At 71.6% G+C, this 13933-nt stretch carries 16 protein-coding genes; 10 read left to right on the top strand and 6 right to left on the bottom strand.

Annotated features, from left to right (window positions below; translation table 11 throughout):
- Positions 1–24: 24 nt before the first annotated feature.
- The 4 genes from ACT3SQ_RS00795 to ACT3SQ_RS00780 form a co-directional block, all read right to left on the bottom strand.
- Complete coding sequence (locus tag ACT3SQ_RS00795) at positions 25–696, bottom strand: response regulator transcription factor (RefSeq protein ID WP_345075820.1); 672 nt, start codon at positions 694–696, stop codon at positions 25–27.
- Complete coding sequence (locus tag ACT3SQ_RS00790; RefSeq protein WP_345075819.1) at positions 693–1952, bottom strand: sensor histidine kinase; 1260 nt, start codon at positions 1950–1952, stop codon at positions 693–695. The genes ACT3SQ_RS00795 and ACT3SQ_RS00790 overlap by 4 nt, the downstream gene beginning before the upstream one ends.
- Positions 1953–2066: 114 nt before the next feature.
- A complete protein-coding gene (locus tag ACT3SQ_RS00785) occupies positions 2067–2621 on the bottom strand; it encodes a TetR/AcrR family transcriptional regulator (RefSeq protein WP_345075818.1) in 555 nt (184 codons plus the stop codon).
- Positions 2622–2655: 34 nt separating this feature from the next.
- Positions 2656–4158 carry an MFS transporter gene (locus tag ACT3SQ_RS00780; protein WP_345075817.1) on the bottom strand — a complete coding sequence of 501 codons (1503 nt, stop codon included), beginning with the start codon at positions 4156–4158 and terminating at the stop codon, positions 2656–2658.
- A gap of 246 nt (positions 4159–4404) precedes the next feature.
- Between ACT3SQ_RS00780 and ACT3SQ_RS00775 the strand changes: the two genes are divergently transcribed.
- From ACT3SQ_RS00775 to larB, 4 genes are all read left to right on the top strand, one after another.
- Positions 4405–4590: a hypothetical protein gene (locus ACT3SQ_RS00775; RefSeq protein ID WP_345075816.1), complete on the top strand. Its 186-nt coding sequence runs from the start codon at positions 4405–4407 to the stop codon at positions 4588–4590.
- Between the two features lie 118 nt (positions 4591–4708).
- On the top strand, positions 4709–6061 hold the full coding sequence (locus tag ACT3SQ_RS00770; protein ID WP_441444468.1) for a lactate racemase domain-containing protein: 1353 nt from the start codon (positions 4709–4711) through the stop codon (positions 6059–6061).
- Positions 6058–6996, top strand: coding sequence for an ATP-dependent sacrificial sulfur transferase LarE (gene larE, locus ACT3SQ_RS00765; RefSeq protein WP_444600763.1), 939 nt, complete (start codon positions 6058–6060; stop codon positions 6994–6996). The genes ACT3SQ_RS00770 and larE overlap by 4 nt, the downstream gene beginning before the upstream one ends.
- Positions 6989–7744 (top strand): nickel pincer cofactor biosynthesis protein LarB, encoded by a 756-nt coding sequence (larB, locus tag ACT3SQ_RS00760; protein ID WP_345075813.1) that lies wholly within the window; start codon positions 6989–6991, stop codon positions 7742–7744. The genes larE and larB overlap by 8 nt, the downstream gene beginning before the upstream one ends.
- 28 nt (positions 7745–7772) lie before the next feature.
- Here larB and ACT3SQ_RS00755 read toward each other — a convergent pair whose 3' ends face one another.
- Together ACT3SQ_RS00755 and ACT3SQ_RS00750 are read right to left on the bottom strand one after the other, a co-directional pair.
- On the bottom strand, positions 7773–8135 hold the full coding sequence (locus ACT3SQ_RS00755) for a type II toxin-antitoxin system death-on-curing family toxin (RefSeq protein ID WP_441444470.1): 363 nt from the start codon (positions 8133–8135) through the stop codon (positions 7773–7775).
- Positions 8132–8335, bottom strand: coding sequence for a CopG family transcriptional regulator (locus ACT3SQ_RS00750; RefSeq protein WP_441444471.1), 204 nt, complete (start codon positions 8333–8335; stop codon positions 8132–8134). The genes ACT3SQ_RS00755 and ACT3SQ_RS00750 overlap by 4 nt, the downstream gene beginning before the upstream one ends.
- 112 nt (positions 8336–8447) lie before the next feature.
- On the opposite strand from ACT3SQ_RS00750, the gene ACT3SQ_RS00745 reads away from it, so the two are divergent.
- The 6 genes from ACT3SQ_RS00745 to ACT3SQ_RS00720 all read left to right on the top strand — a co-directional run bounded on the left by ACT3SQ_RS00745 (position 8448) and on the right by ACT3SQ_RS00720 (position 13826).
- Entirely contained in the window at positions 8448–9077 is a 630-nt protein-coding gene (locus ACT3SQ_RS00745; RefSeq protein WP_444600762.1) for a TetR/AcrR family transcriptional regulator, read from the top strand.
- Positions 9074–9436: a DMT family transporter gene (locus ACT3SQ_RS00740; protein WP_441444473.1), complete on the top strand. Its 363-nt coding sequence runs from the start codon at positions 9074–9076 to the stop codon at positions 9434–9436. The genes ACT3SQ_RS00745 and ACT3SQ_RS00740 overlap by 4 nt, the downstream gene beginning before the upstream one ends.
- On the top strand, positions 9433–9753 hold the full coding sequence (locus ACT3SQ_RS00735) for a DMT family transporter (protein ID WP_441444474.1): 321 nt from the start codon (positions 9433–9435) through the stop codon (positions 9751–9753). The genes ACT3SQ_RS00740 and ACT3SQ_RS00735 overlap by 4 nt, the downstream gene beginning before the upstream one ends.
- A 248-nt stretch (positions 9754–10001) precedes the next feature.
- Entirely contained in the window at positions 10002–11006 is a 1005-nt protein-coding gene (locus ACT3SQ_RS00730; RefSeq protein WP_444600761.1) for a LacI family DNA-binding transcriptional regulator, read from the top strand.
- 112 nt (positions 11007–11118) lie between these two features.
- Positions 11119–12555, top strand: coding sequence for a glucuronate isomerase (uxaC, locus tag ACT3SQ_RS00725; protein WP_441444476.1), 1437 nt, complete (start codon positions 11119–11121; stop codon positions 12553–12555).
- On the top strand, positions 12555–13826 hold the full coding sequence (locus tag ACT3SQ_RS00720; protein ID WP_444600760.1) for a mannitol dehydrogenase family protein: 1272 nt from the start codon (positions 12555–12557) through the stop codon (positions 13824–13826). The genes uxaC and ACT3SQ_RS00720 overlap by 1 nt, the downstream gene beginning before the upstream one ends.
- The last annotated feature ends 107 nt before the right edge of the window (positions 13827–13933 follow it).

The following is a 13933-nucleotide window of genomic DNA, read 5'->3' as shown; positions in this document are numbered from 1 at the left end:
TCACCGGGCAGTCCCTCCGAGCGATCAGCTCAGCGGCGAGACCAGGCCGTTGTCATAGGCGAGGATCACCAGCTGCACCCGGTCGCGCACGCCGAGCTTGGTGAGCAGGCGCCCCACATGGGTCTTCACCGTGTGGTCGGAGATGAACAGCCCCTCACCGACCTCCTTGTTGGAGCGGCCCTCGGCGATGAGCATCAGGACCTCCCGCTCGCGGTCGGTGAGCTGGGCCAGGAGCGCCGCATCGCGCGGGGCGCGCGGCCGACGGGCGGCGAACTGCTCGATCATCCTCCGCGTGATCCCGGGCGAGAGCAGCGCGTCACCGGCGGCGACCACCCGCACCGCGTGGACCAGCTCCTCGGGTGTCGCGTCCTTGAGCAGGAAGCCGCTCGCCCCGGCCTGCAGGGCGTCGTGGACGTAGTCGTCGATGTCGAAGGTGGTGAGCATGAGGATCCGCGGCGGCGGGGAGGCGGGGAAGTCGGGTGCCCCGATGCGCCGCGTCGCCTCGATCCCGTCCATCTCCGGCATGCGCACGTCCATGAGCACCACGTCCGGGCGCAGCCGTGCCGCCTGCGCGACGGCCTCCCTGCCCGTGGTGGCCTGGCCGACCACGCGCACATCGGACTGGGCGTCGAGCAGGGCCGCGAAGCCCGCCCGCACCATGGCGGCGTCGTCGGCGAGCAGGACGGAGATCGTCATGCGGGCTCCTGGGGGTGATCGGTGAGCGGAAGGACTGCGGTGACGGTCCAGCCCCCGTCCGGGTCGGGCCCGTGCCGGAGGGTTCCTGCCAGCTGCGAGACGCGCTCCTGCATGCCGCGCAACCCGTTGCCGGAACCTCGAGGGGCGGAGGTCGCCGCGGCGGGGACCCTCTCATTGTGCACGCGGAGCATCACGGCGCCGGGTTCGAAGACCACCTGCAGGTCGATCGGTGCGCCGGGCGCGTGCCGCACCGCGTTGCTCAGCGCCTCCTGCGTCACGCGGTAGGCGGCCAGGTCCACGGAGGCGGGCACCGGCTCCGGCACCTCGTCCAGGTGCAGCTCCAGCTCCGCGCCCGCGCGGCGGAAGCCCTCCACCAGCTCGGGGATCTCGGCCACGCCCTGCAGCGGCGCGAGCGGCGGGGTGTGGTCCTCCGTGCGCAGCACCCCCAGCAGGCGGCGCATCTCCTCGAGGGAGCCGCGGGCGCTGCGGGCGATGTCGTCGAACTCCGCGGCGGCCTCGGGGGAGAGGTCCGGGATCCGGTAGCGGGCGGTGGAGGCCTGCACCTGGGTCAGGGCGGTGCTGTGCGCGACCACGTCGTGCAGCTCGCGGGCGATGCGGGTGCGCTCCTCGACCAGCAGCCGACGCGAGTGCTCCGCGGCGGAGACCTCTCGCTCGCGGTGCAGCTCCTCGCCCACGCGCAGCCTGCTGCCCAGAAGCACCGCCACCAGGGACGCCGCCGCGCTGAGCGAGGCTGCGACGATGAGATCCGTACCGGCCGCCTCCGCCCGCCCCAGCAGCGGTGCGCTCAGCAGCGGGCCAAGGTGCCCGATCGCGAGCGGTGCCGCTCCTGCCTTCCAGCCGTGCAGCGTGGTGATGACCAGCACGAACAATGTGAAGGCGATCATCGCGGGCACCGACCACGGCCACGGCCAGGACGAGGGTCCGTCGCCGAGAGACACCAGCGGCAGGATCCAGGCTGGGAGGCAGGCGAGGACGCTCGCGGTGCGAGGGCGGGGGACGGCCAGCAGGGGCGCGGCGACCAGTGCGGCGCCGAGTGGCAGGGCGAGCACGACGGGGGTGCCGTATCCGTTGGCGTGGATCGGCACCAGCACGCAGAACAGCGCCAGTGCGGCGACCCCCAGCACGATCATCACCGCGGTCCGTCGCCGGAGGAGTTCCGCGGGGGAGGGGGCGGCGGGAGCGATGCCGTCGGCGCCCGCAGAGGGAGCGGTCACGGCGGTCACGGAGCGTTTCACGGCTCGATGCTAGGACGGCGATACGCCGTGCGCATCGCTCGGAAGTACCGTTCCGCGGGGTGCGACCCCGACCTTCGGACGGTCCCTGGCCTCAGCTCTGCATCGAGCGCGGCGTCAGGGCGTCGCGAGGTCGAGCAGGGAGGCCTCGAGCCGCTCGCGGTCGCTGTCGTCGAGGATCGCGCCCCACAGCGGGGCGCTGATGCTCCCGTCGGACGCCGCGATCACCAGGCGCACCACGGCGGGATCGAGCCCGTCGGCATGGAGCTCCTCGCGCCACTGCGTCGCGTCCTGCTGGGCGAGCTCGGCGAGTCCCGGCTCGAACATGAGGTGGGAGGCCAGGGCGATGGAATCGCGCAGCCGGTGGACGTCGCCCGCGTCGGCGAAGCTCACACGGACGTAGGCGCGGGTGAGCCGGCCGGGGGAGGGGGGCTCCGTGGCCGCGCTCGCGTGGACCTGATCCCGGAACTGGGCCATGAGGTCGCTTGCCAGGGTGTGCAGGAGCGCCTCCTTGCTGGGGAAGTGGTAGAGCAGGCCCCCCTTGGAGATGCCCGCCTCGGCGGCGATCTCGGAGACCGGCACCGCCGTGCCCTTCCGGCCCACCAGGCGGATGGCGGTGTCGAGGATCAGTCGCCTGGTGTCCTCCGCGCTGCGCCCTGCTGTGCGTGCCATGGCTCCAGTCTCCCTGATCCTCGCCGCGCCCGCCTCAGCGGGCGGCGGAGGCGGTGGCCCGGGTGTCGGGGATGAGGGCGAAGGCGACGACCGCCGAGACCACCATGACCCCCGCGGCGATCAGCGTGGTCACCTGCATCGCGGAGACGAAGGCGTGCTCGGCGGCCGCGAGGGCGGCGGCGTGGTCGGCGAGGACGGCCGACGCCGAGGACAGCGAGTCCTGCGCCCTCGTCGCCGTCGCGCCGGTGACATCCGGGGGGAGCGTGAGGCCGGAGCGGTAGAGCACGGTCATGACGGATCCCAGCACGGCGATGCCGAGGGCCACGCCCAGCTCGTAGGCCGTCTCCGACACCGATGCGGCGGCCCCGGCCTTCGCCGGACGCACCGCGGAGACGACGGCGTCCACGCTGAGCGTCTCGGCGATCCCGATGCCGAGCCCCAGGGGGACGAGTGCGAGCAGCACCCAGCCCAGCTGTTCGCTGCTCTCGAGCACTGCGAGCAGGCCGAGCCCCGCCGCCCCCGTCAGCAGCGCGAGGGCGATCGCTCGGCCGCGGCCCAGTCGTGCGAGCAGGAATCCCACGAGCAGCACTGCCGCCATGGACGCGAGAGCGACGGGCAGCTGCGCGATGCCGGCCTGGAGCGGGCTGAGGTGGCGGGCCAGCTGCAGGTACTGGGAGAAGAAGAACAGCACGCCGCTGAGCGCGAAGACGGAGGTGAAGTTGACCAGCACCGCGCCGCTGAAGGCGGCGTTGCGGAACAGATCCACCTCGATCATGGGCGAGTCGACATGGCGCTGGCGGCGCACGAAGAGCACGCCCCCGAGGATCCCTGCGGCGATCGCGAGGAGGGTGCCGACGCCGGCGCTCCCGCCGGCGATCTGCTTGACGGTGAGGACGAACGGGATGATCGCCATCATCGACAGGGCGCTGGAGACGAGGTCGAAGCGTCCCGGCGAGGGGTTGCGGGACTCCGGCAGCAGCCACCCGCCGGCGATCAGCACCGCCGCGATGACGGGGAGGTTGATGAGGAACACCGAGCCCCACCAGAAGCTCTCCAGCAGCGCCCCGCCCACCACGGGGCCGAGGGCGATCCCGCTGGCCGCTGCGGCGGACCACAGCGCGATCGCCCGGGTCCGCTCGGCGGGGTCGGTGAAGATGCTGCGGATCAGCGACAGCGTCGAGGGCATGATCGTGGCCCCGGCGATCCCCAGCAGCAGCCGCGCGGCGATGAGCACCTCGGCCGACGGAGCGAACGCTGCGAGGACGGAGGCCGCCCCGAAGGCGGTCGCGCCGAGCAGCAGCAGCCGCTTGCGCCCGATGCGGTCCGCGAGGTTGCCCATCGTGACCAGCAGCCCTGCCAGGGCGAGGGAGTAGATGTCCCCGATCCACAGCACCTGGGTGGCCGTGGGGGAGAGATCCGCCGTGAGGGCGGGCACGGCGAGATAGAGCACCGTCGCGTCGATGGCGAGCAGCAGCACAGCCCCCACCAGGACGGCCAGGGCGGCCCAGCGGCGCCGGGGGCTCATCGTGTCGGTCATCGGTACTCCTCAGAACTGAACCGTCGCGTCGGTACAGTTTCAAGGTCGTCGTGAACGACGGTCAAGGCGGTGCGGCCCGCGCCACACTCCGTCCCGCACAGCCGAGCGTCCGAGGTACCCACCCGACGTCGAGCTCAGCTCCGCCCATCGGACGCGGACCCGGCGGCGTCGTCCGCCGAAAGTCGGTTCACCGGCCCCTGCGCTCCTTGCGATCCTGGCACCACCCGCAACGAGAGGAAGCAGACCATGACCGAGAGTTCGAGAAGGTTCATGACCATGGCGGCCATCGCCGGAGCGCTCATCGCGGGCGTGCTCGCCCTCGTGATGCTCCTCGGCGATCAGCCGCTCGTGGGTGCAGGTCTCGCGGTGATCGCGATCGCCTCGCTCGGCACGCTGCCCCTCGCACGCCGCGGCAATCGCGCCGGCAGCTGAGCGACGCCCGCCTCGGCGGAGAAGGTGCCCGCGCGGGGTGTCGAGCACGCCGGGAGCCCTCATGGCAACAGCCGGGCCCTCCTTGTCCTGGTCAGGCCCGACGGCGCATAGTGGAGCCATGAGCGAGCCGAATGCGACGACGCAGCCCACGATCCACCCGATCCCCGACGGGCTGGCCGAACGTGCCGCCCTCCTCGGCGGCCCGGGCGGTGCGCTCACCGACGAGCAGATCACCGGCTTCGTCGCCGAGCAGCTCGCCGGGCAGGACCTCGAGGGCAGGAGCGTCTGCCTGATCATCCCGGACGGCACCCGCTCCGTCCCGCTGCCCAAGGTGCTGCCCGCGATCCACGACGCGCTCTCCGGCCGCGCCAGCTCCGTCACCGTGCTGATCGCGCTGGGCACCCACGCCGCGATGAGCGAGGCGGCGATCGACACCCTGCTCGGCGCCACCGAGCGCGGCGCGAAGGCCACCTACCCCGAGTGGACCGTCGTCAACCATGCCTGGGACGACCCCACCCAGATCGCCGACCTCGGCGAGATCTCCGCCGAGCAGATCGCCGAGCTCACCGGTGGCCTGCTCACCGACATCCCGATGCGGGTGCAGATCAACAAGCTGGTCGTCGAGAGCGACGTCAACCTGATCGCCGGACCCGTCTTCCCGCACGAGGTGGTCGGCTTCTCCGGCGGCAACAAGTACTTCTTCCCCGGCTGCTCGGTGCATGACGTCATCGACATCTCCCACTGGGTGGGCGCGCTGATCACCGCCAGCCGCATCATCGGCACCCTCGGCATCACCCCGGTGCGCCAGCTGATCGACGCCGCGAGCGAGCTCATCGACGCCGAGAAGCTCGCGTTCACCATGGATGTCGTCTCCGGCGGGCAGGACCTCAACGCCATCGCCTTCGGCGATCCGCAGGCCGCCTGGGCCGCGATGGCGAAGATCTCCGCGCAGACCCACATCACCTACGTCGACAAGCCGTACAAGCGGATCGTCGCGCTGGTCCCGGAGATGTACGACGACATGTGGACCGGCGCGAAGGGCTTCTACAAGTCCGAGCCCGTCTGCGCCGACGGTGGCGACGTGATCATCTACGCCCCGCACATCACCGAGGTCGCCGCGATGCACCCCGGCATCCGCGAGATCGGCTATCACAACATCGAGTACTTCACGAAGCAGTGGGACCGGTTCAAGGACCACCCCTGGGGCGAGCTCGCCCACTCCACCCACGTCACGGGCCTGGGCACCTACGACCCCGAGACGGGGGAGGAGAAGCAGCGGGTGAACCGCTACTTCGCGACCTCCATCTCGAAGGAGGAGTGCGAGGTCTACAACGTGCTCCACATGGATCCCGCCTCCCTCGACATCGAGGCGCTGCGCAACGACCCCGACACCCTCGTCATCGACCACGCCGGCGAGGTGCTCTTCCGCCTCGCCTCCGAGCGCGACGGCGCGGCAGGGCAGGACAAGTGACCACCACCCACCAGCGCACCGCCCCGTCGGCCCCCCGCTCGCTGTTCTCCCCCGGGCACCCCGGCTTCGAGGTCACCGCCATGACCCCGGATGCCCTGACCGGTGAGGCGCTCGCGCTCGCCGATGCGGTCTCCGCCGAGCTCGCCGGCGTGCAGCGCCTCGGCGTGGCCTACTCCGGCGGCGTGGACTCCGCGACCCTGCTCGCCCTCGCCATCCGGGCGCTCGGCGCCGAGAACGTCGTCGCGCTGCTCGGCGTCTCCCCCTCGCTCGCCCGCCGCGAACGACGCCTCGCCCACCAGGTCGCCGCGGTGATCGGGGCTGAGGTGGTCGAGGTCCACACCCACGAGGGCGAGAACCCCGAGTACCAGAAGAATGACGGCACGCGCTGCTTCCACTGCAAGGACGAGCTGTTCACCCGCATCGGCGACGAGGTCGTGGATGCGCAGCAGCTCGACGCGGTCGCCTACGGCGAGAATGCCGACGACGCCACCCGCCATGACCGCCCCGGCGCCGGCGCCGCCACCCGCCACCGGGTGCTGCGCCCGCTGTCCGTCGTCGGCATGACGAAGCAGCAGGTCAGAGAAGTCGCACGCGGCTTCTCTCTGCCGGTCGCGGACAAGCCCGCCGCGCCCTGCCTCGCCTCCCGGATCCCCTTCGGACAGGAGGTCACCCCCGAGAAGCTGCGCCAGATCGACGATCTCGAGGACGCCGTCTACGAACAGGGCTTCAGCGACTGCCGGGTGCGCCATCACGGCGCCGTGGGCCGCATCGAGCTGCCCACCGGCGAGCTCGCCCGCGCCATGGAGCCGGGCATCCGCGCGGCCCTCGTCGCCGCCGGCAAGGAGACCGGCTTCCAGCACGTCACGATCGACCTCGACGGCATCCGCTCGGGCCTGTTCTCCCTCCAGATCGTGGGCAAGGGCGGGCGTGGCTGAGGCCGCAGCGGGCCCGCGCGACCCGGCGGCGGCCGACGGGCCAGCAGCGGCCGACGGGAAGATCGACGGCTTCCTCGACCTCGACCTCGACCGTGCCCGGCGCCGCGGGGCGCCCGAGGCGGTGCTGTGCGATGCCAAGAGCGTCCAGCAGGTCGCCGCGATCGCGGCGGAGTACGCGCGGCTGGACGCCGAGGGCCATGACGGGCTCGGGCCGGTGCTGTTCACCCGCGCCGATGCCGCGCGCGCCGAGGCGATCCTCGCCGCGCTGCCCGGGGCCTTCCATGACGCCGAGGCGCGGCTGCTGGCCTGGCCGTCCGCACCCCCGGAGCCGACGGGAGGCCTGGTCATCGTGGCCTGCGCCGGGACCAGCGACCTGCCGGTCGCCCGCGAGGCGGAGCTGACAGCCCGTTACCTCGGCCGCCCTACGCGGCTGATCGCCGACATCGGCATCGCGGGCTTGCATCGCCTGCAGTCGCGCCTGCCGGAGCTGCGCGAAGCGGCCTGCGTGGTCGTCGCCGCCGGCATGGACGGCGCGCTGCCCACGGTGGTCGCCGGGCAGATCAGTGCGCCCGTGGTCGCCCTGCCCACCTCCGTCGGCTACGGCGTCGCCAGCGGCGGGGTCACCGCCGCGCTCACCATGCTCTCGGCCTGCGCCCCCGGCATCGGCGTGGTCAACATCGACAACGGCTACGGCGCCGGACACCTCGCCGCCCAGATCGCCCGCTGGGCCCCGGCCGCGGGGGAATGACGGTGAGGATCCCGTCAGTGCCGCGCGGTCAGTGCCACCGCGCGAGCGACTCGGCGGTCTCCTGGACTGACGAGGATCCGGTGGCCACTGCGATCACGAGGTCATAGGCCTCATCGTCCGGTGCCTCGAGCGCGATTCCGTTGACACCGTAGAACACCACGACCCCGAGCCACCCCAGCCGCTTGTTCCCATCGAGAAGGGAGTGGTTGCGCACCAGCGACTCCAAGAGTGCGGCGGCCTTCAGGTCGATGGTGGGATAGGCCTCCCGTCCCCAGAGGCTGGTGGTGGGGCGGTGGGCGGCCGAATCCAGCAGCCCAAGCTCCCGCACCGGCCCCACCTGCAGGTCATCGATGAGGGAGAGCAGATCTTCTGTGCTGAGGAAGACGGTCACTGCGCGAGGCGGTCGAGCAGGTCGGCATACCGGGCCCGGCCCTGAGCGGAGAGCTCACCGACGAGCTGCTGGTGCCCTCGGCGGGCCGCTGCCTCGCGGATCGCGCGCACGGTTGCTTCCTGACGGCTGACCCCATCTCGCTCGGCCAGCTCTGCCAGGATCCGCTCATCAGCGTCCGTCAGACGCAGTGTCATTGCCATGCATGACATGGTATCACTGTGGTATCACCCCGGGCGAGGTTGCGGTGACGTTGGGCTCGAAGGGGCGCCTGACACTTGCGTCATCGCACCATCCGAACGGTAAAGTAAGTGGATGATGGCTTCCGTTCCCCGGTCGGCCCGCCCTGCGCACCGGCCCTCCGCCCGCGAGGCGATGCTCGATGCCGCCGAGGCGCACCTCAGCGCGGACGGCACCCTGACCCTCGACTCCGCCGCCCGCGCCGCGGGAGTCAGCAAGCCCGGGCTGATGTACCACTTCCCCACCAAGGAGCAGCTGCTCGCCGCGATCCTCGACCACATGGCCGCCCGCTACGAGCGCGGAATGGCGGCGGCGGTCGCCGAGCTCTCAAGGGATGCCGAACTCCCGAAGCGTGAAGCGCCCGGCCCCGCCGTGAACTCGATCTTCGCCGACGCTCCCGCGACTCAGCGCGTCCTGGCCTACTTGGACTGGGCCTGCACGGCACCGCTCAGCGCTTCTGACCTGGTGATCTTCGCGGACCCTCGCCTCCGTGTCAGCCTCACCGAGCGGTGGCAGGAGCAGATCGTCCGCTGGTTCCACGTTCCCGCGGGAACGCCGGCGGACGAGCGGGCACCGCTGCTGGCGGTGCGGCTGATGGCCGACGGCATCTGGTTCGACCGCGCCGCCGGGTTGCTCGAGACCGATGACGAACAGGCCGCTGCGCTGCACGAGCTCGCCGTGGGTCTGCTGGGCGGTGAGGCATGAGCCCCTGGCTGCTGCTGCTCGGAGCAATCCTCAGCGAGGTGACCGCGACCCTCGCCCTGCGCGGCGCCCTGGACCGCCCGGCCCTCTACGTCGTGGTCGTGACCGGCTACGCGATCTCCTTCGTCCTGCTCGCCCAGGTGCTTCGGCGCGGTATGGGCCTCGGCGTCGCCTACGGGATCTGGGGCGCCTGCGGGGTGGTGTTCACCGCGGCCCTCTCCGCAGTGCTCTTCGGTGAGGCGTTCACGGCGCTCAAGGTCAGCGGCATTGTGCTGATCGCCGCCGGGGTGGTGGTCGTCGAGCTCGGCTCCCAGCGGGCCCGGCGCGCAGAGGCGGCGGTCTCAGAGGAGGCGGTCTCATGAGCTGGCTGCTGCTGGGCGGGGCGATCCTCTCCGAGGTCGCCTCGACCCTCTCCCTGCGCGTCGCCGCCGGCGGCCGACGGGCCTGGTACGCCCCGGTGATCCTCGGATACCTCATCGCCTTCGCACTGCTCTCCGGAGCGCTGCAGGCGGGAATGCCGCTCGGGGTGGCCTATGGCATCTGGGCCGCCGCCGGGATCGTGCTCACCGCTCTGCTCTCCCGGGCGCTGTTCCGCGAGGCGCTCACCCCGATGATGCTCGCCGGGATGGGACTGATCGCGGCCGGGGTGCTGCTCGTCGAGCTGGGCAGCGCGGGCTGACGCCCGCTGGGCGCCGTCGGCCCGCCGTTCTGGCACAGTGGCCGACGAGGCATTGCCCAGCCGCGCTGGGGTCCGGTCCCGCTGCCCGGGGCGCTGCGTGCGCTGACAGGTTGCCGCTGGTTGCCCCTGGTCGGGGTAGGATCAACCGGCAGACAGCAGGCGCAGGTGCCCCGTCCGGAGCACGGTCGGGGTCGGTATGCGCCTCAGCAGACAGGCAACGCCGAGCAGGCGGGGACGGAGCCGGCCAGGTGGCGGACAAGCGCGTGACGATCTATGACGTCGCAAAAACCGCAGGTGTCGCCCCGTCCACGGTCTCCCGTGCCTTCTCGAGGCCCGGCAGGGTCAGCGCCACCACCCACGCCACCGTGATGGCCGCCGCCAAGGAGCTCGGCTACCGCACCAGCGCCCCCGCCGCCCAGGAGCGGGGCCATCGCCACCACCGCCTCGGCATCGAGGTCCCCGACCTCACCAACCCCTACTTCGCCGAGCTCGTCTCCGGCATGCAGGAGGCCGCGCATGAGCAGGAGTTCCTGCTGCTCCTGCTCGACACCGTGGAGGATGAGGCGCGCGAACGCACGAGCCTCGAGAGCGCCGTCAACGTGGTCGACGGCATCGTGCTCGCCGGCACCCGCCTCTCCGACGCCACCCTCAACCACCTCACCAAGCGCATCCCCGTGGTGGTGCTGAACCGCCGCGTCGCCGGCCTGGATTCGGTCACCCCGGACTATGAGCACGGGATGGGCCAGGCCATGGCGCACCTCGCCGAGAACGGGTCCCGCACCGTCACCTACGTGGCCGGTCCGGTGAACTCCTGGTCCGACGGGGAGCGCTGGCGGGCCGCCCGCGTCGCCGCCCGCCAGCACGGGCTGCAGGTGCAGCGCCATGGTCCCTTCGCGCCGACCACGACTGGCGGGGAGCAGGCCTTCGAGGAGCTGCGCGACTCCCTTCCCCACGCGGTGATCTGCTACAACGACCTGGTCGCCTTCGGATTCCTGGTCTCCGCGCTGCGCGCCGGGATCCGGGTGCCCGGGCAGCTGTCGGTGATGGGACATGACGACATCCAGCTCTCGCGACTGGTGGGCGGTGGTCTCACCACCGTGGTCAGCCCCAAGCGGGCGCAGGGTCGGGCCGCGGTGGAGCGCCTGGTGCGTCGGATCGAGAACCCGTCGGCGCATCGCGCCCCGGTCGAGGGCTCCCTGCCGGTGCGGCTGGTGCCGCGGGGCAGCACCGGGCCTCGCGAAGCAGGTGCCTGAGCTCCGCGGAGCAGGTGCTGGCGCCCTTTCGCGCCGGGCGATCGTGCACCGCGAGGTCGGCAACCGGTGACAACCCTCGGCACTCTTCGCCCACCCTTGCCAAGATGGCGGCATGAGCAACGACGCCTTCGTGCCGCACCCTGACAGACTCTTCCCCGCCGACCCCGCTGTGCGCGAGATCGCTCGTGGGCTCTACGAGCTCGAGAAGGACCAGCCGATCGTCTCGCCCCACGGGCACGTCGACCCCCGGCTGCTCCTCGACAACGAGCCGTGGCGCGACCCTACCTCGCTGTTCATCACCCCTGACCACTACGTCAACCGCCTGATGCACGCCCGTGGCGTGGACCTCGCGGACCTCGGCGTGGGCCAGGGCCCGCTCGACGAGAAGGCCTCCCGCAAGGCCTGGCACCTGCTGGCCGAGCACTGGCACGCCTACGTCGGCACCCCCTCCCGCTACTGGATCGAGCACGTGTTCCACGAGGTCTTCGGCCTCGAGACGGTGCTGAACCCGCGCACCGCCGACGCGATGTATGACGCGATCGCCGAGAAGCTCACCCGCCCGGAGTTCCGTCCCCGCGCCCTGTTCGAGCAGTTCGGGATCACCGTCCTGGCGACCACCGACGACCCCGTTGATGACCTCGCACCGCATGCCGCGCTCGCCGCCGACGAGTCCTTCACCGGCCGGGTCATCCCCACCTTCCGCCCGGACAAGTACCTCGAGGCCGGCCGTCCCGACTTCCTCGCTCTCACCGATGCCCTCGGCGAAGCTGCTGGTGTCGACGTCAGCACCTACGACGGCTACCACGAGGCGATGCGCGCCCGCCGCCTCTACTTCCGCGACCACGGCGCGGTCTCCTCCGACCACGCCCACATCGATCCGGGCACCGCCCGGCTCAGCGATGAGGACGCTCGCCGCCTCTACACCGCCGCGCGCTCCGGTGAGATCGGCGCCGACGACGCAGTGGCCCTGCGCCGCCACCTGCTGGGAGACCAGGCCCGCCTTGCTGCCGAGGACGGTCTGGTCATGACCATCCACCCGGCCGTGCTGCGCAACCACAGCGACGAGATGTTCGAGAAGTTCGGCGCGGACGTCGGCTTCGACATCCCGGTGGCCGTGGACTATGTCCATCACGTGCGCCCGATGCTCAACGACGTGGGCCACCACCCGAACTTCCGCACCGTGCTGTTCACGATCGATGAGACGGTGCTCTCCCGCGAGATCGCGCCGCTGGCCGGCGTGTACCCCTCCGTGTTCGCCGGTGCCCCGTGGTGGTTCATCGACTCGCCCGACGCGATCCTCCGCTACCGCCGCTCCGTCTCGGAGACCCTCGGCTACTCGCGGACCAGCGGCTTCATCGACGACACCCGCGCGTTCTGCTCGATCCCGGCCCGGCATGACATGTCCCGCCGCCTCGACGCAACGCACCTCGCAGGCCTGGTCGCCGAGCACCGGATGCGTCTTGAGGACGCTCAGGAGCTCGTGGCCACCCTGCCCGATCAGCAGCCGCGCGAGGTCTTCCGCCTCGGCGCTGCAGGAGAGAAGAACTGATGAGCACTCCCAGCCCCTCGGACGTGGGCCGTCTGGTCCACCTCGGCATCGGCAACTTCGCCCGTTCCCACACCCTGTTCAGCACCGACGTCGCCGGTGGCTGGTCCGTGGTGGCCTTCACCGGTCGCTCGGCCGCGATGGCTGATGCGCTGAACGCCCAGGGCGGCAGGTACGGCCTGATCGTGCGCGGCCCGGAGCAGGATGAGGTCAGCCTCGTCGACGTCATCGACGAGGTGTATCCCGCCTCCGACGTCGACGCCCTGGTGCGCCTGCTCGCCGATCCCTTCACCGCGGTGGTCACCCTGACCATCACCGAGAAGGGCTACGCGGCCGGCAGCGATCCCGCGACCTCCGCCCCGGCCCGCATCGCGCTCGGGCTGAAGGCCCGCCGTGAGGCCGGGGTCACCGAGCCGATCGCTCTGGTCTCCTGCGACAACCTCACCGGCGACGGCGAGGTGCTGGGCCAGGCGGTCCTCGCCGAGCTCGACGAGGAGACCAGGGCCTGGTTCCCGGACCATGTCGACGTCATCTCCTCGATGGTCGACCGGATCACCCCGTCCGCCGATGACGGAGCCTCGGAGACCGTGCGCGCGCAGACCGGCCTCGCGGACAGCGTCCCGGTGGTCACCGAGCCCTTCACCGAGTGGGTCATCGAGGACCGCTTCCGCGGCCGTCGCCCCGAGTGGGAGAAGGCCGGCGTGCAGTTCACCGACGACATCGAGGTGCACGAGCTGCGCAAGCTGCGCCTGCTCAACGGTGCCCACACCCTGATGGCCTATGCCGGTCAGGTCGCGGGCGTGGAGCGCGTGGACGAGGCCATCTCGCACCGCGAGGTGCGGGCGCTGGTCGAGCAGCTGTGGGCCGAGGCCCGCTCGACCCTGCCGCTGCCGGATCACGAGCTCGACGCCTACACCTCTGCTCTCGAGGACCGCTTCCGCAACCCGCGTCTCGCGGACAACCTGATCCGCATCGCGGCAGACGGCTCCGTGAAGCTTCCCGTGCGCGCCCTGCCCGTGATCGCCGAGCGCGGCGGTCCGGACAAGGCTCCCGGTGAGGTCGCGGCCGTCGCCGCCTGGACCGCCTGGGTCACCGATCGTGTGGCTGGTGGCCACGAGGTCCAGGACCCGAAGGCTGCTCAGATCGCGACCGCTGCGGCGATCGAGGACGCGACCGAACGGGTCACCGCTCTGCTGGCACTGATCGATGTGCCCGCCGGCGACCCCCTGGTCGCCGCGGTCGTCGCCGAGGAGACGCGCCTGCCGCGTCCCTGACGGCGCCTGGCGCGTCCCTCAGGGCCGTTGCTGCCCAGTGATGAGCGCGCGAGAACCATCCGTGGTTCTCGCGCGCTCATCATTCGTGGGCCCCCCTGCGCGTCAGG

Source organism: Brachybacterium sp. AOP42-C2-15 (genome assembly GCF_052377065.1).
Classification (GTDB): domain Bacteria; phylum Actinomycetota; class Actinomycetes; order Actinomycetales; family Dermabacteraceae; genus Brachybacterium.
This window is presented reverse-complemented; position numbering and strand designations above follow the sequence as displayed.

What these genes read in the sequence shown, in the direction of transcription:
- uxaC (WP_441444476.1), top strand. Translation starts at nt 11,119, where the DNA reads ATGAGCAACGACGCCTTCGTGCCGCACCCTGACAGACTCTTCCCCGCC.
- ACT3SQ_RS00740 (WP_441444473.1), top strand. Translation starts at nt 9,074, where the DNA reads ATGAGCCCCTGGCTGCTGCTGCTCGGAGCAATCCTCAGCGAGGTGACC.
- ACT3SQ_RS00745 (WP_444600762.1), top strand. Translation starts at nt 8,448, where the DNA reads ATGATGGCTTCCGTTCCCCGGTCGGCCCGCCCTGCGCACCGGCCCTCC.
- ACT3SQ_RS00735 (WP_441444474.1), top strand. Translation starts at nt 9,433, where the DNA reads ATGAGCTGGCTGCTGCTGGGCGGGGCGATCCTCTCCGAGGTCGCCTCG.
- ACT3SQ_RS00770 (WP_441444468.1), top strand. Translation starts at nt 4,709, where the DNA reads ATGAGCGAGCCGAATGCGACGACGCAGCCCACGATCCACCCGATCCCC.
- ACT3SQ_RS00720 (WP_444600760.1), top strand. Translation starts at nt 12,555, where the DNA reads ATGAGCACTCCCAGCCCCTCGGACGTGGGCCGTCTGGTCCACCTCGGC.
- ACT3SQ_RS00780 (WP_345075817.1), bottom strand. Translation starts at nt 4,158, where the DNA reads ATGACCGACACGATGAGCCCCCGGCGCCGCTGGGCCGCCCTGGCCGTC.
- ACT3SQ_RS00785 (WP_345075818.1), bottom strand. Translation starts at nt 2,621, where the DNA reads ATGGCACGCACAGCAGGGCGCAGCGCGGAGGACACCAGGCGACTGATC.
- ACT3SQ_RS00775 (WP_345075816.1), top strand. Translation starts at nt 4,405, where the DNA reads ATGACCGAGAGTTCGAGAAGGTTCATGACCATGGCGGCCATCGCCGGA.
- ACT3SQ_RS00750 (WP_441444471.1), bottom strand. Translation starts at nt 8,335, where the DNA reads ATGGCAATGACACTGCGTCTGACGGACGCTGATGAGCGGATCCTGGCA.
- ACT3SQ_RS00795 (WP_345075820.1), bottom strand. Translation starts at nt 696, where the DNA reads ATGACGATCTCCGTCCTGCTCGCCGACGACGCCGCCATGGTGCGGGCG.